The 21,678-nt window shown below is 70.7% G+C and carries 18 protein-coding genes, 1 pseudogene and 1 riboswitch; of the genes and pseudogenes, 4 read left to right on the top strand and 15 right to left on the bottom strand.

The window, feature by feature from the left end; translation table 11 throughout:
* Nucleotides 1-157: 157 nt before the first annotated feature.
* The 8 genes from BA175_RS28085 to BA175_RS28120 all read right to left on the bottom strand — a co-directional run bounded on the left by BA175_RS28085 (nucleotide 158) and on the right by BA175_RS28120 (nucleotide 7,820).
* Nucleotides 158-856 carry a transglycosylase family protein gene (locus BA175_RS28085; protein ID WP_069174380.1) on the bottom strand — a complete coding sequence of 233 codons (699 nt, stop codon included), beginning with the start codon at nucleotides 854-856 and terminating at the stop codon, nucleotides 158-160.
* Nucleotides 857-989, bottom strand: a riboswitch (cyclic di-AMP (ydaO/yuaA leader).
* Nucleotides 990-1,316: 327 nt separating this feature from the next.
* A complete protein-coding gene (locus tag BA175_RS28090; protein ID WP_069174381.1) occupies nucleotides 1,317-2,351 on the bottom strand; it encodes a transglycosylase family protein in 1,035 nt (344 codons plus the stop codon).
* A gap of 105 nt (nucleotides 2,352-2,456) precedes the next feature.
* Nucleotides 2,457-3,854: a cytochrome P450 gene (locus tag BA175_RS28095; RefSeq protein ID WP_079159874.1), complete on the bottom strand. Its 1,398-nt coding sequence runs from the start codon at nucleotides 3,852-3,854 to the stop codon at nucleotides 2,457-2,459.
* A gap of 266 nt (nucleotides 3,855-4,120) precedes the next feature.
* A complete protein-coding gene (locus BA175_RS28100; protein WP_069174382.1) occupies nucleotides 4,121-5,107 on the bottom strand; it encodes a nucleoside triphosphate pyrophosphohydrolase in 987 nt (328 codons plus the stop codon).
* A 47-nt stretch (nucleotides 5,108-5,154) separates the two neighbouring features.
* Entirely contained in the window at nucleotides 5,155-5,811 is a 657-nt protein-coding gene (locus BA175_RS28105) for a SurA N-terminal domain-containing protein (RefSeq protein WP_069174383.1), read from the bottom strand.
* Nucleotides 5,812-6,122: 311 nt separating this feature from the next.
* On the bottom strand, nucleotides 6,123-6,626 hold the full coding sequence (locus BA175_RS28110) for a hypothetical protein (RefSeq protein ID WP_069174384.1): 504 nt from the start codon (nucleotides 6,624-6,626) through the stop codon (nucleotides 6,123-6,125).
* A gap of 104 nt (nucleotides 6,627-6,730) precedes the next feature.
* A complete protein-coding gene (locus BA175_RS28115) occupies nucleotides 6,731-7,306 on the bottom strand; it encodes a suppressor of fused domain protein (RefSeq protein WP_175420947.1) in 576 nt (191 codons plus the stop codon).
* 22 nt (nucleotides 7,307-7,328) lie between these two features.
* Nucleotides 7,329-7,820 carry a DUF4265 domain-containing protein gene (locus tag BA175_RS28120; protein ID WP_069174386.1) on the bottom strand — a complete coding sequence of 164 codons (492 nt, stop codon included), beginning with the start codon at nucleotides 7,818-7,820 and terminating at the stop codon, nucleotides 7,329-7,331.
* Nucleotides 7,821-7,864: 44 nt separating this feature from the next.
* Between BA175_RS28120 and BA175_RS32065 the strand changes: the two are divergent.
* Nucleotides 7,865-8,114, top strand: a pseudogene (locus BA175_RS32065) (tyrosine-type recombinase/integrase); the annotation flags it as partial.
* A gap of 210 nt (nucleotides 8,115-8,324) precedes the next feature.
* Here BA175_RS32065 and BA175_RS31340 read toward each other — a convergent pair.
* The 4 genes from BA175_RS31340 to BA175_RS28145 all read right to left on the bottom strand — a co-directional run bounded on the left by BA175_RS31340 (nucleotide 8,325) and on the right by BA175_RS28145 (nucleotide 12,414).
* On the bottom strand, nucleotides 8,325-8,630 hold the full coding sequence (locus BA175_RS31340; protein ID WP_069174388.1) for a hypothetical protein: 306 nt from the start codon (nucleotides 8,628-8,630) through the stop codon (nucleotides 8,325-8,327).
* 16 nt (nucleotides 8,631-8,646) lie between these two features.
* Entirely contained in the window at nucleotides 8,647-10,449 is a 1,803-nt protein-coding gene (locus tag BA175_RS28135; RefSeq protein WP_069174389.1) for an RHS repeat-associated core domain-containing protein, read from the bottom strand.
* 241 nt (nucleotides 10,450-10,690) lie between these two features.
* A complete protein-coding gene (locus tag BA175_RS28140; protein ID WP_438947382.1) occupies nucleotides 10,691-11,380 on the bottom strand; it encodes an HNH endonuclease family protein in 690 nt (229 codons plus the stop codon).
* Nucleotides 11,381-11,547: 167 nt separating this feature from the next.
* Nucleotides 11,548-12,414, bottom strand: a complete 867-nt coding sequence (locus BA175_RS28145) for an SCO6745 family protein (protein WP_069174391.1) — start codon at nucleotides 12,412-12,414, stop codon at nucleotides 11,548-11,550.
* Between the two features lie 102 nt (nucleotides 12,415-12,516).
* Between BA175_RS28145 and BA175_RS28150 the strand changes: the two genes are divergently transcribed.
* Nucleotides 12,517-13,107 (top strand): TetR/AcrR family transcriptional regulator, encoded by a 591-nt coding sequence (locus BA175_RS28150; RefSeq protein ID WP_069174392.1) that lies wholly within the window; start codon nucleotides 12,517-12,519, stop codon nucleotides 13,105-13,107.
* 109 nt (nucleotides 13,108-13,216) lie between these two features.
* Here BA175_RS28150 and mfd read toward each other — a convergent pair whose 3' ends face one another.
* Nucleotides 13,217-16,747, bottom strand: a complete 3,531-nt coding sequence (mfd, locus tag BA175_RS28155) for a transcription-repair coupling factor (RefSeq protein ID WP_069174393.1) — start codon at nucleotides 16,745-16,747, stop codon at nucleotides 13,217-13,219.
* Between the two features lie 184 nt (nucleotides 16,748-16,931).
* Here mfd and BA175_RS28160 point away from each other — a divergent pair, with 184 nt between their 5' ends.
* Nucleotides 16,932-17,177 carry a type II toxin-antitoxin system Phd/YefM family antitoxin gene (locus tag BA175_RS28160; RefSeq protein WP_033305134.1) on the top strand — a complete coding sequence of 82 codons (246 nt, stop codon included), beginning with the start codon at nucleotides 16,932-16,934 and terminating at the stop codon, nucleotides 17,175-17,177.
* Entirely contained in the window at nucleotides 17,174-17,548 is a 375-nt protein-coding gene (locus BA175_RS28165) for a type II toxin-antitoxin system VapC family toxin (RefSeq protein ID WP_069174394.1), read from the top strand. Before BA175_RS28160 ends, BA175_RS28165 begins: the two co-directional genes overlap by 4 nt.
* Before the next feature lie 90 nt (nucleotides 17,549-17,638).
* Here BA175_RS28165 and BA175_RS28170 read toward each other — a convergent pair whose 3' ends face one another.
* Together BA175_RS28170 and BA175_RS28175 are read right to left on the bottom strand one after the other, a co-directional pair.
* Complete coding sequence (locus BA175_RS28170; protein ID WP_069174395.1) at nucleotides 17,639-20,221, bottom strand: ABC transporter permease; 2,583 nt, start codon at nucleotides 20,219-20,221, stop codon at nucleotides 17,639-17,641.
* Nucleotides 20,218-21,006, bottom strand: a complete 789-nt coding sequence (locus BA175_RS28175; protein ID WP_069174396.1) for an ABC transporter ATP-binding protein — start codon at nucleotides 21,004-21,006, stop codon at nucleotides 20,218-20,220. The genes BA175_RS28170 and BA175_RS28175 overlap by 4 nt, the downstream gene beginning before the upstream one ends.
* Nucleotides 21,007-21,678 lie beyond the last annotated feature (672 nt).

Genomic DNA, 21,678 nt, shown 5'->3' on the forward strand with positions numbered 1-21,678 from the left:
TACTGACCAGTAACCACAAAGGTCGAACGGTCACCCGTACCACCGGCCCCCGGACACACTCCCGGCCCGGCGCGCACGGGGGGAGTGCGCACCGGGCCGGGAACGCGCGGGGTGCGGCCGGGCACCCCGCGCGCCGGGAGGGAGGAGAGCCCCGGGACTACTTCAGGTGGAGCTGCTGACCCGGGAAGATGAGGTCGGCGTTCTCGACGATGTCGTCGTTCAGCGTGAACAGCTTGTGCCACCCGCCCTTGACGTGCTCGGCATCGGCGATCTTGCTGAGGGTGTCACCGGCCTTGACCTTGTACTCCCCGTCACCCTTCTTGACCTTGTCGCCGGTCGGGGTGGTGACGGTCTTCGCCGCCTCCGGGGCCTTGCGGGTCTCGCTGCGGGTGGTGGGCTGCTCGGCCTTGCGCTCCGGCGCGGCCTGCGGGGCCGTGTCGCCGTTCTTCGCGGAGCCGGTGTCGACACCCGGGTCCACACCGTCGTTCGTCAGGCCGCCGGCACCGGCGCAGGCCCAGGCGCCCGGGCCCTGCAGGGCGAGAAGCTTCTCGGCGGTGGCTATCTGCTGGTCCTTGGTGGCCAGGTCGGCCCGGGCGGCGTACTGCGTGCCGCCGGCGGCGGCCCAGCTGGACGCCGAGAACTGGAGGCCGCCGTAGTAACCGTTGCCGGTGTTGATCGACCAGTTGCCACCGGACTCGCACTGCGCGACGGCCTCCCACGTGGAGACAGAGGCGGCGGAGGCGCCCGTCGCACCCATCAGGGGGACGGCGACGGCGGCACCGGCAACGCCCGCCAGGGTGGCGACACGGACGGCCTTGGACGGGCGACGGTGCTTGCCCTTGCTGGAAAGCAGCATGGTTCTCCTCACCGACGCCTACGAGGTGAGCTGTCGGGTTCGGGCGGTGAGTCGCCCGGTCGCCCGCTCTCGCTGACGACTTCACCCCGAGCCGTTCCTCGCCCGTCTCTCGACGGCCGGGCCCGGCACTTACCTGGGTCCCCCGCTCCTGCCTACGGCGCTTGACGCGTCTGTCCCCTTCGGCCGACGGCAGGATTCGGCGTGACGGTCGAAGGTGCCCGCGGTGCGAGCGGTTCCGACCGTAAACACAGGCAAGCCCGACATTCAAAGATGGACATAACGACCAATCAGCCCGTACCACCTCCGGGGGGTGGGTCATTTCCGCAGGTCGGAGCCGATATGGGCGGACCGGGTGGGCGCGGACGGCGAGTTGAAGCAAAGAGACCCATGTCTCACTTACACATAAGTGGACATAGGCCTCTGAACTACCCCCGCTTTCGGGGCGTTTTCCCGTTTTCGATCAGTTGCCGGCAGCGGCTTCCGCGCCGGTCTCCGCGCCCGTGCCGGCATCCGCACCCGCGGAACCGGAGGCGCCCTTGAGGCTCAGGTCGAGGTCCTGGCCCGGGAGGATCAGGTCGGGATCGGAACCCAGCTCGTCCTTGTTCGCCTCGTACAGCGCCGTCCAGCCGCCGGGCAGCTGCTGCGCGTCCGCGATCGCCCAGAGGTTGTCGCCCTCACGGACGGTGTACGAGGCGTCCGTGCCCGCCTCCGCGCCCTTGCGCGCCCCGGCGTCGCCACGCGAGGCGTGCCGGCCGGACTCGCGGACGCTCCCGGCGTCCGCCTCGGCGCTCGCCTCGGGGGCCGGCGCACCGCGGTGCTTGCCACCCGTGGCGCTCTCGCCCCGCGCGGGACCGGAGCCTTCGGATGCTTCGGGCGTGGGGGTGGCGGAAGGCGAGGACGGATCGGACGCGCCGGTTCCCGCCTTGTCGCTCCCGCCCTGCTCGTCCTGCTTGCCGGTCGTGCCGCTCGGCCGGTCCTGCTCGTCCGTGGCGGTGCCGCCCTTCGCGTCCGCCTCGCCGCTACCGTCCGACGCCTCCGGCGAGGAGGTGCCCGAGGGACTCGCGGAGGCCGACGGGTCGGCGGCCGGGTCCCCGCCCGGGTCGACGCCCGGCAGCGTGCCGTCCAGGGCGAGCCCGGAGATCACCGCGCAACTGGGCCAGGCCTGCGGGCCCTTGGCGTCCAGGACCTTCTCGGCGATCGCTATCTGCTGCGAGCGGCTGGCGAGGTCGGCCCGCGCCGCGTACGCCGTACCACCGTAGGCCGACCAGGTCTCCTGCGAGAACTGCAGGCCGCCGTAGTGGCCGTTGCCGAGATCGGCGCTCCACATGCCACCGCTCTCACACTCGGCGACCCGGTCCCAGGTCGACGCCTCGGCGGCGTGTGCGCCGCCCGCACCGAGCAGCGGGATGGCGATGGCCGATCCCGTCACGCCCGCGGCGACGACGATGGCGGGTGCCTGACGAGGGCGACGGTGTCTGCCGTTCGCGGAGCCCATGGGATTGCCTTCCGTGTGACCGACGTGTGGCTGGTGAGTCGAACGGTGAACCTAGCCGGACTCGAACGTGTGTCACAAGTCGATGCAGCGGAGATCACGTGAACGTCACGGCCTTGACGGTGCGTCACTCCTGACGATCCGATGTCCGGGATCGAACTCCACGGGAAGAGTGCGCAGTCCGCGCATGATGAGCCCGCCACGCCACCGCACGTCGGCCGCTTCCGGAGAGAGTCGCAGGTCAGGAAGGCGCCTCAGCAGCGTGGCCAGCGCCGTCCGACCCTCCAGGCGGGCCAGGGGGGCTCCCAGGCAGTAGTGGATGCCGTGCCCGTACCCGAGGTGCTGATTGTCACTCCGCGCAAGGTCCAGGGTGTCCGCATCCCGGAACCGCTCCGGGTCGCGGTCCGCGGCGGCCAGGACCACGAGCACGGGGTCCCCGGCCGCGACGGCCTGCCCTCCGAGCGTCACGGGCTCGGTGGCGTAGCGCCAGGTCGCCATCTCGACGGGACCGTCGTACCGCAGGAGTTCCTCGATGCCCGTGTCCAGCAGCCCGCTCTCCCCGTCGGCGAGGGAGCGCTGCAGCCGTACGCGCTGGTCCGGATTCCGCAGCAGCGCGTAGGTGCCGTTGCCGATGAGGTTGACGGTCGTCTCGAAACCGGCGAAGAGAAGGATGAACGCCATCGCCGCGGCCTCGTTCTCGGTGAGGTGCTCACCGTGGTCGCTCGCCCGGATCAGTCCCGAGATCAGGTCGTCGCCGGGGTTCTCCCTCTTGCGGTGGATGAGTTCGGCGAGGTAGCCGCGCATCTTCTTGACCGACCTGGCCACCCCGCCGCGCGGGCCGCCGCCGTGGCGGATCATCATGCCCGCCCAGTCCCGGAAGTCGTCCTGGTCCTCCGGGGGGACGCCCAGCAGGTCGCAGATCGCGTAGATGGGGAGCGGGAAGGCGAAGTCGTGGATGAGGTCCGCCTTGCCGTCCTCGGCGAAGGAGTCGATCAGCCGGTCCGTCAGCTCCTGCACGCGGGGCGCGAACTCGGCGACCCGGCGCGGGGTGAACGCCTTGGAGACGAGCCGGCGCAGCCGGGTGTGGTCCGGCGGGTCGATGTTGAGCAGGTGCGTCATCAGCTCCGCCTTGCGCTCGCCCGGGATGCCGGTCCTCCCCTTGGCCTGCGCCGACCCGGCGTGGTGCATGGGGTTCTTGGAGAGGCGGGCGTCGGCGAGGGCCTGCCTGGCATCGTCGTACCGGGTCACCAGCCAGGCCTCGACGCCGCTGGGCAGCGCGGTGCGGTGGACGGGGCTGTGCTCGCGGAGCCAGGCGTACGCGGGGTACGGGTCGGTCGCGAACTCCCAGGTGAAGAGTGTGGGGACGCCGCCGCCGGGGGCGGGGTGACCGACGGGGCAGCCGGTGGGAGGCCCGGCCGGGGTACCACCGGGGGCCTCGCCGCGGGGGTTCCCGGGGGACGCGGAGGCGGCGGCCGTGGGCCCCCCGGAGGCGGCGGCCGCAGGCACTCCGGGGCTGCCGGCCGAGGGGTCGGCCGAAAGGTCCGCGGGATCGTCGGCCGGGGGGTCTGCCGGGTGGTCGGCCGAAAGGTCCGCGGGATCGTCGGCCGGGGCGTCCGCCGGGCTGTCGGCCGAAAGGTCCGCGTCGGCCGGGGCGTCCGCCGGGCTGTCGGCCGAAAGGTCCGCGTCGGCCGGGGCGTCCGCCGGGTGGTCGGCCGAAAGGCCCGCGGGATCGCCGGCCGGGGGGTCCGCTGGGTTGTCGGCGGGGCTGTCGTTCACTCCTCGACGGTATCCGGCGCCGCCCCGTGGCCCTCGGCCGCCCGGATCGCGTCCCGGTACGCACGGGCTGCGGCCCGCAGCGCGGCCTCCGGGTCGGTGCCGTCCTGCTCGGCGCGTACGGCGAGGGCGAGGAGCCGGTAGCCGATGCCGTCGCCCTCGGGGAGGACCACGTCCAGTCCGGCGGTACGGACCCGGCCGGCCAGCTTCGCGGTGAGCGCCAGGCCGGGCTGGCCGAGCGGCACCCCGTCCGTGACCGAATCGCGCTGCTTCTCGATCGCCTTGGTCCGCAGCCAGTGGGCGCGCACGTCGTCCGGGGTCTCGGCGGTCTCGTCACCGAAGACGTGCGGGTGGCGGTGGATCAGCTTCTCCACGATGGTGCCGGCGACGTCGTCGATCGCGAACGGTTCGTCCGGGTCCTCCTGGGCGATCCGGGCATGGAAGACCACCTGGAGCAGGACGTCCCCGAGCTCCTCGCGCAGCTCGTCCCGGTCGCCGTCCTCGATGGCCTCGACCAGTTCGTACGCCTCCTCGATGGCGTACTTCGCGAGGCCCTCGTGCGTCTTCTGCGAGCTCCACGGGCATGCGAGCCTGATCCGGTCCATGACCTGCACCAGGTCGAGGAGCCGGGCGCCCGGCAGGTCGTAGGAGCCGGGCAGGAGCTCCAGGTCCGGCATGTGCACCCTGCCCGATCCGCCGAGCCGGGCCAGTCCGTCGGTGAGCGGCTGGTTGCCCTCGCCGCCCACCAGGACCACGACCGTCCGCCCGCCCGCACAGGCGTCCACGAGCTCCTCGGCCGAGGGCGCCGCGTGCTCGACGGCGACCCCGGCCTCCCTCAGATACGGCAGCTGCGGATGGTCGGCCTCGGCGCACAGCACGCGGTCGGCGGCGTGCAGCGTCTGCCAGGCCGGCCAGGACAGCAGTCCCGGCGCGACCCGGTGGCTGGCGGTGAGCAGGACGATACGGCCGGGGGCTTCAGCGTTCACCCTTCGAACCTACCCCGGGCGGAACCGGGTGCGGCCCTGCCGCGGGATCAGGCGCCGGCCTCGGGCTGCTGACCCGGGACGGTGGTGACCTGTTTGATCCACGGGACCTTGACCGTGCTGAGCTGTACCTTCGTGTCGTCCCAGGTACCGAAGCGCGGATTGACGTCGATGTGCAGGGCCTTGGACGCCTTGGTGAGCGCCTGCCCGACCGCCTGCACCCCGGCCGGACTCTGCAGGTCGGCGCCGAGGGCCTGCGCCAGCTTCGGGAGCTGGACCTCCTGGCGGAGACTGTCGTCGATCTGGCCGGGGGCGACCCACCGCTGCTCGAGCATCATCGTCCGCAGGGCCGCGTCCCCGCCGGACTGCGCGGCCGCCGCCGTGCGGGTCTGCTGGATCTCCTTGCGGCTGACGCTCACTCCGGCGTCCTGCGCGGCGCGGTCCAGGACCCGGCCGAAGATCAGACTCGACAGTTTGACGCGGGTGAGCTGCCCGGAGGACTTCTCCAGCTCCGCGGACCGGGCCGAGGCCTGCTGCGCCCCGCGCACGTCCGCCGTCTGCGCCTGGACGGTGGACACCGCGATGCGGTCCCCGCCGACCACGGCCGCGGCGCCGGGGTGGGCTTCGCTGCCGCACGCGGTCAGGAGCGGCGCCGCGACGAGCGTGGCGGCGGACAGGGCGAGTGCGGTGCGACGACGGCGGTGCAAAGGAGCCTCCCGGGGAGAGTTTGTGCATCAGTGCACAAAGCCTTGCGGTGATCGATGTTAGGCAGTGGAGGTGGCGGAGGCCACCGATTCGACCAACGATTCGGCAGGAGATGGGGATGTGGGCGTGGCCGGGGCCTACGACAGCACGGGCAGGCGGCGCTCGGACGCGCCCCTGAGGCCGCCGGCGGCCGCGCGGGCGTAGGGATCAGGAGCCGAGGTCGGGCACCGGCGTCCCGAGGGCGGCCCGACGGCGCGGGCGCAGAGCGCGGTCCGAAGGCCGCGGCGCGGGGTCCCACCCCGGGCGTTGTTCTCTACACGTTTCCAAGATGACGCAGCAACTGCCACCACTCATCGGTCTCCGTGCAACCCGTACTGCGCATGTACCCCGAGCCGAGCGCCTGCTCCGACACGAACTCGGCGAGGCTGTCCGCCACTCGCTCGAATCGAGGGCTCGCCCACCAGGAAGTCAACATGTCCGGGTAGGTCCAGACCGAGCCGTCCCGGCGTTTGACCAGCACCGGATTCTCGTTGATCTTTCCGACGACGAACCAGTCGTCCGGGCCCTCGGGGACCTCGCCCCTGCCAGGAGAGATCAGCGCCTGCGACTTCGCGGCGTACTTCCTGTCGAGAATCACCACGGACCCCATGGTGGCCCCGTCCGCAGCCATCAGAAAGTCCAGGTACTCCTCCGGAGCATCCAGGTCCGGCCGCCGGGAAACCCCTGCCGGAACGGAGTTGAAGATGCTCCACTCCTCGCTGGAGTCGATGGCCTCACGAGCCCTGGCAAGGCTCTTCCTGAATTCTTCTGTGATCATTAGGGCCCCTGAATGTTGACCGGGATGGGCGTGTAATCCGGCAGATGCACGATCTGCTGCCTGGCTGCTGGATTCCGGCAGCCCGCGCTCAACTGACAGACGGTCTACAGCATTACCTGCAGGCGTTCGAGGTCGAACAGATCAAGGTTCTGCTTCGTGAGTTCGGACTCGAAGGCCGGCCAGCCGTGCTTCTGCACGTACTCCGCCTCGGCGCCGTGAAGCGGCACCAGCCACACCACGGACACATACGTCCCGTTCTCCAGCGTGACGGAGAAGAAGGCGTCGTCGAAGTAGACCGGCATGGCCGCATACAGCGCAGTCAGGGAACTACCCGGACGCAGCGGCATCGGCAAGGACACGACATCCCCGCGAAGAACCGCTTTCCCGGTCGTCGCCAAGCGCTCAGCCACCCACTCCAGCACTCCGGGAAACGGCCCGTACTCATCTCCGGCGACAGGGCGAGTACATCCGAGCAACTCCAGGTGCTGAGATTCTCCCGTCGTGGGAGAGACCAGGTGCGTCTGGTGCAGGGTGGTGGTGGCAAAGGACTGAACGCCATCGAAGACGCCGCCGGTGAAATATCCCACCTGTGCGGCACCTTCGGGAGCGCCATCCCTGACCGACCACGCGCCGACAAGCTGACCCAGACGTGATTCGAAATGGTCGATCAGAATAGCCATCTTCGGTGCTCCCACGCTTCCGCTACCGGGTGAAGGGCCTGGCGTCGCTCCATTCCCAGTACACGCGCTCCGCCTCCCGCTGCGAAGCGAAAAATTTCTGGATAACCTGCGAATCGGACCCTGGCGGAATGTCGATGGCGACATGGCGATGGCCGCTCCACTCGCAGAGGAATCCCGAGGTCTCGACCAGCTGATTGACCGACGCGAAGATTTCGGAGATGCCCTCTGCGGAAACGGCGGGAGCGATCAGCCCTCTCATTGTGCGGTGACGTCCGGAGCGGACAATGCGCGCCACTACATCGTCGCCGTCAAGTTCCACAACGTCGTGCAGCGACATCCCGTAGACCCTGAACGGAATACAAAGGACTTCGTAGGTCCCGTCCTCGTTCACGCCTAGCCATATTTGCTCCATGTGCTGAGCGAAACCGAACGGAGCAAGATCCACCATAGTGATGTACTGATCGGTGGACATGATCGCCGGGTCGTCATGAACAATGTACTTCTGCGGTTCCACTGGGTGGCGCCTTTCTGATACGACCCGAAGGGTGCCACCTCGCCCGGATAGCGCATGGACTTCGCCGTATCCGCTTCCACGACCTACCCCACTCAACCGCGGCCCTGCTCCTGGAACAGGGCGTCGACCTCGTCGTCATCAAGAAAATCCTAGGCCACGCCCACATCGGCGTCCCCGCCGGCGTCTACGCCCACGTCCGACTCTGCCTTCCGACGCCAAGCCATCAGCACCCTCAGCAACGCGCTCAGCGCAGCCGAGAGGGGCGCCGACGATGCACCCAGCACAGCAGCTGTCCGCTGGGAACGCCGCACCGAACTCCACGACGCTTTCGTCTCCCTTGCCTGCAGCCTCATCTGCTGGAAACGCCTCAAGAAGGCCCGCTCCTGATCGTGTTACGAGCTCCCATGCGAAACGCCCGGCTTGAGGTCTCCAGCCGGGCGCGCGCACATTTTCCTTGAGTCCGGTCAGGCCAACTCGCAACGGTTCCCGGGCTACAGGGGGAAGCTACCCAGCCGACTCTCCCGTGTCCTCACCGAGACTCTCCAGGATCTCAAGGACGAGGTCGGCTGCCCCTGGAACACCCTCGCGCGTCAACTCTCTCTTCAGCGCGGGAATGCTGCCACGGACGGCTTCACGGCACTCGACCTCCAGGAACGGCCTGTCGAGTGCGACCTCACTGCTTTCGGACTCTCCCGTGACGAGACCAAGGAGCAGGTCGAGCATGGCCAGCCTCGCCGGAACAGCCACGTCCTCCTCGCGGAGTGCAGCGACGATCATCGATGCAACCGGGACGGCAGCCTCGAACAGCATCGAGCCCGTCTCGATGTCACCGGCCAGGTCGACCTTTGCGGCCTCCTCCTCCGTCCGTGCCGCGACCAGCGCGGCGAAACTGTACGGAACATGCCGCGCGCCTCGGCCGCAGCCACAGCGCATGACCGGCCAGTCGTGCTTCTCCATCCGTGTTGTGAACCAGCACCGCCGTGTCGCCCACACCCACGTGATACGTGTGGAGGCCCTCGACGCTCAGGTCGTACGTGACGCGCTGCGCTGTGTAGGCCTTGGTGCCGAGGATGACCGTGGGTCCGCCGGTGTCGTTCTGGAGCTTCTGGCCGGCCTTGAGGTCGGCGGCCTGCGTCCAGGCGTCCTTCGTGGACTCGTAGAACTGGTGGTGCTTGGTGGTCTGGATCGTCTTCGGGCCGGACTTCGTGGACACGACCACGTCCACGAACTCGCGGTCCGTCTTGGTGACGATGACCTCCTTGACCTTGTGCTTCTCCTGCTTCTTCTTGCCGGGTTCGGCCGTCAGGACGTAGTCGCCGACCTTGACCTCGGAGATCGGCTTGGTCGTGGCATCCGCCAGCAGGACTCCGGTCAGGCCGGTGAAGCTGTGGGGAATCGGGCAACTGCCACCCGGAGAGGACGGCTGCCTGTCCGGCTCCGGCTTCGCCGTCGACTTGCGGCCGAACCCGCTTGCCGCCGCCCCGAACACACCACCCGACGCCGCACCCATCGCGGTGGCCTTCGCGGCGCCGCTGACGCTGCAGCCTTCCCCACTGGTCACGCAGGAAATGCCGTAACCGACCGCGCCCTCCGCGCCGCCACCCGCAGCACCCATCGCCGCGCCGTTCAGCGCCTTGCCACCGGCACCGGCGAGCAGCCGGCCCACCGCACCGGAGACCATGCCGCCCGCCGCGCCGCCGAGAGCGCCCGTCAGGGCTCCCACGCCGACCGCAGTCGCGAAACCGGCCAGGGACTTGGGGCCGTCGCTCATGGCGTAGCCGACGGCGTTTGCCGCGGCTCCCGCGAGCATTCCGCAGGCGACCACTCCCGCGCCGAAGCTCGCCGCCGTACAACCCGCGAAGACCGCCACGCCTACTGCCACCGAGACAATCGTCGAGGCGTGCTGCTTCACGAAGTTGGCTGTGGCCTTCGCCGCCTTCTTGACGGCTCTGCCGACCTTCCTGGCGGCCTTCACCACCTTCTTCGCCACGTGTTTGACGGCCTTCGCGACCTTCCGAACCGTCTTCTTGACCTGCTTGACGACCTTGTGGACGTACTTCCTGACCCGCTTGTACGTGCGTTTGACGTATCTCTTGACCCTCTTGACGCTGTCCGCCACGTAGCGCACGGCCTTGCGGACCACCCGCTTGACCCTGCGGACGACCTTCTTGACCGCCTTCTTGATCGTCTTGGCGGCGCGCTTGACCGTCTTCGCGGCCTTCTTGACCGCCGACTTGGTCTTCTTCCAGGCCGACTTGACGGTCTTCTTGACCTTCTTGATGGCCTTGTCGATGAAGCTCGGCCAATGACCGGTCGGGTCGGTGGCCGTCATCGGGTTCTGGTCCGCGTAGGCATACCGGTTCGCGGACACCGAGGTCGGCAGCGGGTTCATGCCCACCGTGTCCCGACTGTTGAACTGGCCGGTCTGCGGTGAGTACCAGCGCGCCGCCATGTTGACCTTTGCGGTCTCCGGGTCCGTCCACCCCGACTGGTAACCGAGGTGGCCGACCATGCCCTGCGACTGCTCGACCTTCCCGAACGGGGAGTACGTCGACGAGCCGGCCAGCGCCTCACCGCCTGCGGTGAACTGGCCCACCACGTCGTCGTGGACGCCGGCGCTCGGGCCCACGGGGCGATCTGGACGACGCTGAACGGTACATGGCGATTCCGCCGTGGCACCACGGAGGGCGCGCGTTCCGACCCCGCTCACGCGTGAAGACACCGCCGCTCCACGCCTGTGCGACACCGGCACCTTCCCGGCCGGTGGCTGTGGTCACGAAGGCGGGGAACGTATCCACACGGCCGCCGCACCGATCCCCGGCCGCCCGGACCGCGCTCCGCCGCTCAGGCGGCGGACGCCCCCGCGCCGCTCAACGGGTCGGCGTGTCGGTCGGGTTGCCGCCCGCCGGAAGCTTCTGGCCGGGGCAGCCGGACAGAACCTTCGTCATGGCGTCCCGCTCGGCGGCGGTCACCCACAGCCCGTACTTCTTCTTGACCGCGACCTGCCCCGCCACGTACGCGCAGCGGTAGGAGGTGTTGGGCGGCAGCCAGGTCGCCGTGTCCCCGTCCCCCTTGCGGCGGTTGGTGGACGAGTCGGCGGCCACGAGGTTGAGCGGGTCGTTCGCGAAAGCCCGCCGTTTGCCGTCGCTCCACTGCTGCGCGCCCTTCTGCCACGCGTCGGACAGGGCGACGAGGTGGTCTATGTCCACCTTGCTGCGGCCGCGTTCGAACGTGATGCGGGTCCCGGTGTACGGGTCCGGGTCCAGGACGCCGCTGAGCACCTTGCAGCCGTCGGCGGCCCGGGAGACGTCGTCGAGCTGGCCGGCGAGTATGTCGTCGCGGGTGCCGCAGCCGTTCCGGTCGGTGTCCGCCCAGGCGGACCCGAACTCGTCCCGGTCGTAACCGGTCTTCGGCGCCCGGCCCTTCACCGTCAGCGTGGTGACGGCCTGGGCCGCCGAGCCGGCGGCCACCGTGCCCGCCGGGGTCGGCGAGGACTCCAGGGGATTACCCACCCCCTCACACGCGGTCAGGCCGAACGCGCTCGTCAGAGCCAGTGTCAGCACAGGGAGCAGGCGGGGACGGGGGCGGGGACGTGCGGCGGGAGGCGTCACAGTGGACCAGGGTAGGCCCCGGGGAAAACGGCCGGGAAGGGGGCGGGCCTACCGCCGCCGGACGCCCGCCCCCACCCGGCAGCCTCTGCCTCCCGTCACCATTGCCCCGCCCGGCCTCACACCTTCCCGATGCCCAGCGTCGTCTCGGCCGGCAGCAGCCCCGACCCGATGGCCGCCACCCACAGGGGCCCCAGCAGCTCCACGAGCCGCTCGCGCTCCTCGGCGGCGAGCGCCCTCCACGGGCCGGACGCGGCCTCGTCCGTCCGCCGTTCGACCTCCGCGCGCAGCGCCCGTCCGGCGTCCGTGGCCGTACCGTCGGCCTCCAACAGCCCCCGGTCGGTGAGCCGGCGCCGGGCCGCCTCCCACTCGTCCGCGCTCCAGCCGCGGCTCCCGAACACCTCGGGGCGGGCGGCGCCGACGGCCGCGAAGGAGACCAGCGACTCCACCGGGTCGAGGCCCGCCGCGACCAGCGCCGCGACATGCCCGTCGCCACGGTGCTCGCGCAGGACCGTCGCCGCCTGCCACAGCGTCAGGTGCGGTGCCTTTGGCCACGGCAGGGCCGCGTTGGCCTCGGCGAGCGGGCGGTCGGTGACGTCCGCGGCCCGCGCCGCACGCCGCGTCAGCGCGGCGGCCTCGGCGAACTCCGGGCCGTGCACCAGGTCGCCGAACAGCGCGCGGTACGCCCGGTCGACCGCCCGCGTCCGCGCCCCGAGCACCACCTGCGCGGGTGCCACCGGCGGCCCTGCCGGGACGTACGTACGGACCATGGCCGGGCTGAAGCTGTAGAACGTCCCGGCCACCCGGTCCGGCCCGGCCTGCCCGAGCGGCGCCGCCCGCCACGCGAAATAGCTCGGCCAGCGCTCGTCCGTGGCGTACCCCAGCGCGGCGGCCTCCTCGAACACCTCCGGCGCGTAGTAGAAAACGGCGTGCAACGGCTCCAGCAGGTGCCACATCTGCCGTACGTGCCCCAGCTCGTCGGTCATGCCCGGCCTCCCCCGCAGCGGTACATCTTGTCACTGACCAGATTCAGCGTGCGCCCGGCCGGAGAACTTGTCAATGCCTAGATTCGGCGTACGGTACGTCCCATGACCAGTGAGCGCACCTATCACCACGGTGACCTGCGGCGTGCCGTGCTCACCGCGGCACTCGACGTCATCGCCGCGGACGGCCCCGACGCACTGTCCCTGCGCGGCCTGGCCCGCCGTGCGGGTGTCTCGCACGCGGCGCCGGCCCACCACTTCAAGGACCGCACCGGACTGCTGACCGCCGTCGCGGCCGAGGGGTACGACCTCTTCGCCGACGCCCTGGCCGACGCCCCGGACCTGCGGGAACGGGGCGTGGCCTACGTCCGGTTCGCCCTCGGCCACCCCGCCCACTTCCAGGTGATGTTCCGCCCGGAGCTCCACCACCCCGACGACCCCGCCCTGCTCGCCGCCAGGGCCCGCGCCACCGACGCGCTGCGCGCCGGGATCAGCGGCCTGCCCGCGACGAGCCGGGGCGACGACGACCGGCTCGCGGGCATCGCCGCCTGGTCACTGGCGCACGGTTTCTCGACCCTGCTGCTGAGCGGCAACCTGGACGCGCCGGTGGGCGGCCGTGACCCGGGTGAGGTCTTCCGGGTCATCGCCGAGCTGGTCTTCGCCCCCGACGGCCGCGACACCCGCGACGGCGACTGACCGACGGCCCCGGACCGTCCCCGGACCGTCCCCGGCCACGACGGCGAACGACCGGCCGCTGCCGGCCACCCGGTGCCTGAGCCCACGGGCGGCCGGGCAGCCGCCAGGCCTACGAGCCCAGGATCGTCGTGAGGAACTCCCCGGTCCAGGAGAGCAGTTCGCGTCCCACCACCGGCTTGCCGCCGATCCGCCCGGCCGCCGGACGCGGGACGAGGATCTGGTGGGCGGACTGCTTCACGACCGCCTTCGGGTGCAGCCGCTTCAGCCGAAGCTCCTGCGACTCGCGCAACTCCACCGGAGCGAACCGGATGTTCGGCCCCTGGAGCACGACCTCACCCACGCCGCAGGCCCGCGCCAGCATCCGCAGTCCCGCCACCAGCAGGAGGTTCTCCACCGGCTCGGGCAGCTTGCCGTAACGGTCGGTCAGCTCCTCCCGCACGGCCCTGATGTCGTCCTCCGAGGTGGCCGAGGCGATCGCCCGGTACGCCTGGAGGCGCAGCCGCTCGCCGGGGGCGTAGTCGTGCGGGACGTGCGCGTCGACCGGGAGCTCGATCTTGACCTCCAGCGGCGGCTCCTCCTCGACACCGCCGTCCACCGCCGCCCGGTAGTCGGCCACCGCCTCACCGACCATCCGGATGTACAGGTCGAAGCCGACCCCGGCGATGTGGCCGGACTGCTCGCCGCCCAGCAGGTTGCCCGCCCCGCGGATCTCCAGGTCCTTCATCGCCACGTACATGCCCGCGCCCATCTCGGTGTGCTGGGCGATCGTCGCCAGACGCTCGTGCGCGGTCTCGGTGAGGGGCTTCTCCGGCGGATACAGGAAGTACGAGTAGCCGCGGTCCCGGCCCCGGCCGACCCGGCCGCGCAGCTGGTGCAGCTGGGAGAGGCCGAAGTTGTCCCCGCGCTCCACGATGAGTGTGTTGGCGTTGGAGATGTCGATGCCGGACTCGACGATCGTCGTGGAGACCAGCACGTCGAACCTCTTCTCCCAGAAGTCGACGACGACCTGCTCCAGCTGGCTCTCCCCCATCTGCCCGTGCGCCGTGGCGATCCGCGCCTCGGGCACGATCTCGCGCAGCCGCGCCGCCGCCCGGTCGATCGACTCCACCCGGTTGTGGATGTAGAACACCTGGCCCTCCCGCAGGAGTTCGCGCCGGACGGCCGCGCCGATCTGCTTCTCCTCGTACGGGCCGACGAAGGTGAGGACGGGGTGCCGCTCCTCCGGGGGTGTCGTGATCGTCGACATCTCGCGGATGCCGGTCACGGCCATCTCGAGCGTGCGGGGGATCGGCGTCGCGGACATGGTGAGGACGTCCACGTTGGCGCGGAGCTTCTTGAGCTGTTCCTTGTGCTCGACGCCGAAGCGCTGCTCCTCGTCGACGATGACGAGGCCCAGGTCCTTGAACTTCGTCTCCGACGAGAACAGCCGGTGCGTGCCGATCACCAGGTCGACGGAGCCGTCGCGCAGCCCCTCCAGCGTCGCCTTGGACTCCGCGTCCGACTGGAAGCGGCTCAGCGCCCGTACGTTGACGGGGAACTGGGCGTACCGCTCGGTGAACGTGCCGTAGTGCTGCTGGACGAGGAGTGTCGTCGGGACGAGGACGGCGACCTGCTTGCCGTCCTGGACGGCCTTGAAGGCCGCGCGCACCGCGATCTCCGTCTTGCCGTAACCGACGTCGCCGCAGATCAGCCGGTCCATCGGGACGGACTTCTCCATGTCCTCCTTGACCTCGGCGATCGTGGAGAGCTGGTCGGGCGTCTCCGCGTACGGGAACGCGTCCTCCAGCTCGCGCTGCCACGGGGTGTCCGGGCCGAACGCGTGGCCCGGGGCCGCCATCCGCGCCGAGTACAGCTTGATCAGGTCGGCCGCGATCTCCTTGACGGCCTTCTTGGCGCGCTGCTTCGTCTTCGTCCAGTCGGCGCCGCCCAGCCTGTGCAGGGTGGGTGCCTCGCCGCCGACGTACTTGGTGACCTGCTCCAGCTGGTCGGTGGGGATGTAGAGGCGGTCGCCGGGCTGGCCCCGCTTGGCGGGGGCGTACTCGACGAGGAGGTACTCACGGGTCGCGCCCTGGACGGTGCGCTGCACCATCTCGATGTACCGGCCCACGCCGTGCTGCTCATGGACGATGTAGTCGCCGGCCTGGAGGGTCAGCGGGTCGATGGACTTACGGCGGCGGGCCGGCATGCGGCCCAGGTCCTTGGTGGCCGTGCGCTGGCCGGTCAGGTCCGTCTCGGTCAGCACGGCGAGCTTGAGGCCCGGGTCGACGAAGCCGTGCTCGACGGCCCCGCACGAGACGTGGACGAGCGAGGGCGTCAGCTCCGCCAGGTGCTGGTCCAGCCGGGCCGCGATGCCCTCGCCGCCGAGCACCTCGACGGTACGCGAGGCGGGCCCCTGCCCCTCGGTGACATACACCGTGCGCCACCCGCCGGCGATCCAGCCCTTCGTGTCGGCGAGCGCCCGTGCGGTGTCGCCCCGGTACGCCTCCGGGGCGCGCATCCCGAGCTTCACGGTGTCCGCGTCGAGCTCGTCGTCCGCCGCGAACGGGGAGATCGACCACCACATCATGCCCAGCTCACGGGCCCGGTCCCGGACGTCCGCGATGCCCCACAGGGAGGCCGCGCCCACATCGATCGGGGCCTCGCCGCCGCCCGCGGTGGCCGCCCAGGACGCCTGGAGGAACTCCTGGCTGGTGGCGACGAGGTCGGCGGCCCGGGTCCGGACCCGTTCCGGGTCGCAGACCAGCGTCATCGACCCGGCCGGCAGGACGTCGAGCAGCAGTTCCATCTCGTCCACGAGCACCGGCGCCAGGGACTCCATGCCCTCGACGGCGATCCCCTCGGCGATCCTGCCGAGCAGTTCGCCCAGCTCGGGGTGGGCCTCGGCCAGGGTGGCGGCCCTCGACCGCACCTCGTCCGTGAGGAGCAGCTCACGGCAGGGCGGCGCCCACAGGCCGTGGGCGGCCACCTCCAGGGACCGCTGGTCGGCGATCTTGAAGTAGCGGATCTCCTCGACGTCGTCGCCCCAGAACTCCACCCGGAGGGGGTGCTCCTCGGTCGGCGGGAAGACGTCCAGGATGCCACCGCGCACGGCGAACTCGCCGCGCTTCTCGACCAGCTCCACCCGTGCGTACGCGGCTGCGGCGAGGGCGTCCACGACCTCGCCCAGATCGGCGGTCTGCCCGCTGCTCAGCGCCACGGGCTCCAGGTCGCCGAGCCCCTTGACCTGCGGCTGGAGCACGGAACGGATCGGGGCGACCACCACGGAGACCGGGCCGGTCTCGGGGTCGTCCTGCCGGGGGTGCGCGAGCCGGCGCAGCACGGCGAGCCGCCGGCCCACGGTGTCCGAGCGGGGCGAGAGCCGCTCGTGGGGCAGGGTCTCCCAGGACGGGAACTCGGCGACGGTGTCGGGGGGCAGCAAGGTCCGCAGGGCCGCCGCCAGGTCCTCGGCCTCCCGGCCGGTGGCGGTGACGGCGAGCACGGTCCGCCCGGCCTCGCGGGCCAGGGCGGCCACCGCGAAGGGGCGGGCGGCGGGCGGGCCGACCAGGTCGACGTGGGCCCGGTGACCGTCAGAGGCGGCCTTCACCGCTCCGGAGAGCGCCGGGTCGGTGACGACCACATCCAGCAGACCGTGCAGGCTCATGAAGGGATTCCGTCCGGTGGGGCGAGGTGTGAGCAACGCGAAGGACCCGACACGTGGGACGGGCCGGGGGCTCCAGCGTACGACGCCGGTGTGTCCCTCGCGCGAGGGAACGCCATGGCGCGCGCCGACGCGGCGGACTAGCCTTAGTCCATTACTTAGCCCGATCGTCATCCGTGAGGCGTCCATGGAAGCAGCCCGGCAGTACAACGTGCACGAGGCCAAGACCCACTTCTCGCGGATACTGCAGCAGGTCGAGACCGGTGAGGAGGTCGTGATCAGCAGGGCCGGCGAGCCCATCGCGAAGGTCGTGCCGCTGCGGTCCAAGGTCAACCGGACCGACTACGGGGCCCTTCGCGGACAGATCCACATCCCGGAGGACTTCGACGAACTGCCCGACGACATCGCCGAGGCGTTCGGGATGCGCGGATGAAGCTCCTTCTCGACACCCATGTCGTCCTGTGGTGGCTGAATGCCTCACCGGAACTGCCGGACGACCTGAGGGACCTGCTGCGCACCGAGGCGGACGTCTACGTCAGCGCCGCGAGTCCCTGGGAGATCGCGATCAAGCAGAACCTCGGGAAGCTGGAAGGCAGCGTCGACCTCGCCGGACGCGCCCGGGACCTGCAGTTCAGAGAGCTCCCCGTCACAGCCGAACACGGCGTACGCGCCGGGCGCCTCCCCCCGCTCCACCGGGACCCCTTCGACCGCATCATCGTCGCCCAGGCGCAGACGGAGGACCTGACCGTCGTCACGCGGGACAAGTGGATCCCCCAGTACGAGGTGCGGGTCCTGTCCGCCTGACGGCGACCGGGCCGGGACGCGGTGCGGCCCCGGGGCGCCTGGAAGGACGCCCCGGGGCCGGATCAGGCCGTCATGCTACGGCGCGCGCCGTCACCCGTCGGTGGCGATGGCGTTCAGGACGTTCATCCGGCCGGCCCGGAAGGCCGGTACCAGCGCGGCGAACAGTCCGACGAAGGCCGAGGCGACGAACACCGTGAGGATCGTCGGCCACGGGATCTCCAGGACGCCGAGCCCCTCCAGGGCGAGCAGCCTCTGGGCCGAGGTCCCCCAGCCCATGCCCAGGCCGAGGCCGAGGAGGGCACCGAAGAGGGCGATGACCACGGACTCCAGCCGGATCATGCGGCGCAGCTGGCGGCGGGAGAGTCCGATCGCCCGCATCAGGCCGATCTCCCGCGTGCGCTCGACGACCGACAGGGCGAGGGTGTTCACGACTCCCAGCACGGCGACGATGATCGCCAGGGCGAGCAGCCCGTACACGATGTTCAGCAGCTGGCCGATCTGGTCCTTCAGGTCCTGCTTGAAGTCGGCCTGGTTCTGGACCTTGTACTGGGGGTACCCGGCCAGCGCGTCCTTGAGGGCGGCGTACGCCTCCTTCTCCTTGCCGTCCTGCGCCGAGGCGAACATGATCGTGTTCGTCGGCATGCGCTCGTCGGACACGTACGCCTGCGCGGTCGCGGTGCTGAGGTACATGGCCCCCTGGTCGACGTTCGTGTCGTCCGAGGTGATCGCCGCGACCTTCAGCCCGGCCGTCCCGCCGGTCTTGAAGGCGACCGCGATCTCGTCGCCGACCTCGATCCCGTGCAGGGTGGCGTAGTCCGAGCCGACCGACATGGAATCCTTGCCGTACGCCTTCGCCAGGTCGCCGGAGACCGTCTCGCGACGGAGGTCCCGCGGGTACGTCGGGTCGGCGGCGGTGACGTGCTCGTCCACCGTCGAACCGTCGGGGTTGGTGAGCTTCGCGGCGAGGACCTTGTAGTTCGTGACGTGCTCGAGGCCCGGCGCCTTCTCCACGGCCTCGGCGGCCTGCGGCACGATGAGCTGGCCGGTGGACGACTGGACGATGAAGTCGGTGCCGACCGACCTGTCCAGCTCCTCGGTGGCGGAGGCGACCATGGAGGAGCCGACGACGGAAAGACAGGCCACCAGGGCCAGACCGATCATCAGTGCGGCGCCGGTCGCTCCGGTACGCCGCGGATTGCGCAGGGCGTTGCGCTCGGCCAGCCGGCCGACCGGGCCGAAGAACCGCAGCAGGACCGCGCTGAGCGCCCGGACCACCACACCGGCGAGCAGCGGGCCGATGACGACGAAACCGATCAGGGTGAGGACCACGCCCAGGGCCAGGAGGAGCGAGCCGTCGGCCGCCTCGTCCGCCCGCGTCGTCGCCCACAGGGCCGCGGCGCCGGCGGCGGTGAGGACCAGTCCGAGCCCGGCACGGACCCGGCCCGACGTCGCGTCCGCCGGGGTCCCGGCGTCCCGCAGGGCGGCCATCGGCGACACCTTGCCTGCCCGGCGGGCCGGGACGTAGGCGGCGAGGACGGTCACGATCACGCCGAGCGCCAGCCCGACGACGGGGGTCGTCCAGGCGATGGTGAGGTCCTCGGTGGACAGCTCCATGCCCAGGGAGCCCATGAGCTTCATCAGCCCGACGGCGAGGCCGATCCCGGCACCGACGCCGAGGACGGACCCGACGATGCCGAGGAGTACCGCTTCGACGAGGACCGACCGGTTGACCTGCTTGCGGCTGGAGCCGATGGCCCGCATCAGGCCGATCTCGCGGGTGCGCTGGGCCACGAGCATCGAGAACGTGTTGACGATGAGGAAGATGCCGACGAGGAAGGCGATCCCGGCGAAGCCCAGCATCGCGTACTTCATGACGTCGAGGAAGGAGCCCATGGAGTCCTTGTTCGACGCCGCGGCCTCGTCCTGGGTCTGCAGCTTGTACGCGGCGGTCGTGCCCAGGGTCGCGGCGACGTTCTTCTTCAACTGGGTGTCACTGACACCGGAGTCGGCCGTGACCGAGATGTGGCTGAAGACACCGGGCGCCCCGAGCAGCTTCCGCTGTGCGGTGGCGGTGTCGAAGAAGACGACGGCCGCACCGGGGTTGGTCACGGTGAAGCCGGCGATGCCGCTGATCTTCGCCCTGATGTCGCCGGTGACCGCGATGGTGCGCAGCTCGTCACCGATCTTCAGGTGGTGCTTGTCGGCGGTGTCGGAGTCGATCATGACCTCGGTCGGGCCACGCGGGGCGTGGCCGGAGACGATCTCCATGGAACGCAGGTCGTTGCGTGTCCAGTTGCCGGCGATCGTGGGCGCCCCGGTCTCGGATCCCATGTTCTTGTCGTGCCTGTCGACGACCGTGACGGACATGCTGGTCACGCCACCCTCGGCCGACTTCACCCCGTCGGCCTTCTCGACCAGGGCGACGGTGGAGGCGGGCAGCGCTTCGGGCCTGCCGTTCTCCGGCATGTCGTCGGCCCGGCCCGCGGCCTTGGGGCTGACGGTCACGTCGGCGGACGAGGCCGCGAACAGCTTGTCGAACGTGGTGTTCATCGTGTCGGTGAAGACGAGCGTGCCGCAGACGAACGCCACCGACAGCAGGACCGCGACGGCGGAGAGCGCCATCCGTCCCTTGTGCGCGAAGAAGTTGCGCAGAGAGGTCTTCCAGACGGTCATGACGTCCGCCCGCGTGCGTCGAAGTCCTTCATACGGTCCAGGACCTGGTCGGCCGTGGGGTTGTGCATCTCGTCGACGATGGAGCCGTCCGCGAGGTACAGCACCCGGTCCGCGTAGGAGGCGGCGACCGGGTCGTGGGTGACCATGACGATGGTCTGGCCCAGTTCGTCGACGGACTTGCGCAGGAAGGACAGCACTTCGGCGCCGGCCCGCGAGTCGAGGTTTCCGGTGGGCTCGTCACCGAAGATGATGTCGGGCCGGGCGGCGAGTGCCCTGGCCACCGCGACGCGCTGCTGTTGGCCGCCGGAGAGCTGGGTGGGCCGGTGCTTCAGCCGCTCGGCGAGTCCGACGGTCTCCACGACCTGACGCAGCCAGCCCGCGTCGGGCTTACGGCCCGCGATGTCCATGGGCAGGGTGATGTTCTCCAGCGCGTTGAGCGTCGGGAGCAGGTTGAACGCCTGGAAGATGAAGCCGATCCGGTCCCGGCGCAGCTGCGTGAGCTTCTTGTCCTTGAGCTTCGTGATCTCGGTGTCGGCGAGGTGGATCTCCCCCGAGGTGACGGTGTCCAGCCCGGCCAGGCAGTGCATCAGCGTCGACTTGCCGGAGCCGGACGGGCCCATGATCGCCGTGAACTGCCCGCGGGCGATGTCCACGTCGACATGGTCGAGCGCGACGACCCGGGTCTCCCCGGTGCCGTACGCCTTGACGACCTGGCGCGCTCGCGCGGCGACGGCCGTACGCTCTCCAGTGCCCCCGTGCCTGGGAATGGTTACAGCCGTTGTCACGGTAAATCTCCTATGTCGGTGGATGCGCGGACGTCCCTGTGTACGTTCCGAGTCTCGTGTGCGGGAGGGGTCCGGCGCGCTGGTGCGCAGCGCAGTCTTCGGGTGGGGTTTTCCCCACCACGGCTGCTGCGGTCCGCCCGCGTCCGGTCTGTGATCGCGGTGTAAGTACACGGTAAGGAGCGACCGCGGCATCCCACGTCCTCCGGCGGGAGGAACGGCCCCTGGGCGGAACTACGGAGCTGCCCCTAGGGGAACGGGCCCTGGGGATGAGACCTGGGTAGGGGTCCCACCCCCTGCGCCCCCGCCTTCTCCTGCCGGGCGCCGCACACGCCGAGAGCCCGGCCCCCGGAAGACACACGCACAGGGAAGGCAGACCTGTGGACGGCGCGGGTGCGGGACCGGACGGCGTGAGCGCAGGACCGGACGGCGCGGGCCCACCGGGCACCCCCGCGCCTACGGGTGCCACCGGCACAGCGGGCGGCGCGGCGGGCGCTGCGTTCGCGTCGGGCACGGCGGGGGCACCGTGGGCACTGCGTTCGCGGCGGGCGCTGCGGGCGCAGGTACGGGTCCCACCGCCAGGGCGGGTGGCGGCTCCGGTACGGGCGCGAGCGGGGCGGGTGCGGGTGCCACCGGCACAGCGGGCGGCACCACGGACACGGCCGGCGCAGGTAG

It is taken from the genome of Streptomyces griseus (assembly GCF_001715295.1).
Taxonomy (GTDB): Bacteria; Actinomycetota; Actinomycetes; order Streptomycetales; family Streptomycetaceae; genus Streptomyces; species Streptomyces griseus_G.

Excerpts from the sequence above, each read along its gene's own strand:
- BA175_RS28165 (WP_069174394.1), top strand. The coding sequence starts at position 17,174 with ATGAAGCTCCTTCTCGACACCCATGTCGTCCTGTGGTGGCTGAATGCC.
- BA175_RS31340 (WP_069174388.1), bottom strand. The coding sequence starts at position 8,630 with ATGCTGTTCGAGGCTGCCGTCCCGGTTGCATCGATGATCGTCGCTGCA.
- BA175_RS28150 (WP_069174392.1), top strand. The coding sequence starts at position 12,517 with ATGACCAGTGAGCGCACCTATCACCACGGTGACCTGCGGCGTGCCGTG.
- BA175_RS28090 (WP_069174381.1), bottom strand. The coding sequence starts at position 2,351 with ATGGGCTCCGCGAACGGCAGACACCGTCGCCCTCGTCAGGCACCCGCC.
- mfd (WP_069174393.1), bottom strand. The coding sequence starts at position 16,747 with ATGAGCCTGCACGGTCTGCTGGATGTGGTCGTCACCGACCCGGCGCTC.
- BA175_RS28110 (WP_069174384.1), bottom strand. The coding sequence starts at position 6,626 with ATGATCACAGAAGAATTCAGGAAGAGCCTTGCCAGGGCTCGTGAGGCC.
- BA175_RS28160 (WP_033305134.1), top strand. The coding sequence starts at position 16,932 with ATGGAAGCAGCCCGGCAGTACAACGTGCACGAGGCCAAGACCCACTTC.
- BA175_RS28085 (WP_069174380.1), bottom strand. The coding sequence starts at position 856 with ATGCTGCTTTCCAGCAAGGGCAAGCACCGTCGCCCGTCCAAGGCCGTC.
- BA175_RS28115 (WP_175420947.1), bottom strand. The coding sequence starts at position 7,306 with ATGGCTATTCTGATCGACCATTTCGAATCACGTCTGGGTCAGCTTGTC.
- BA175_RS28145 (WP_069174391.1), bottom strand. The coding sequence starts at position 12,414 with ATGACCGACGAGCTGGGGCACGTACGGCAGATGTGGCACCTGCTGGAG.
- BA175_RS28170 (WP_069174395.1), bottom strand. The coding sequence starts at position 20,221 with ATGACCGTCTGGAAGACCTCTCTGCGCAACTTCTTCGCGCACAAGGGA.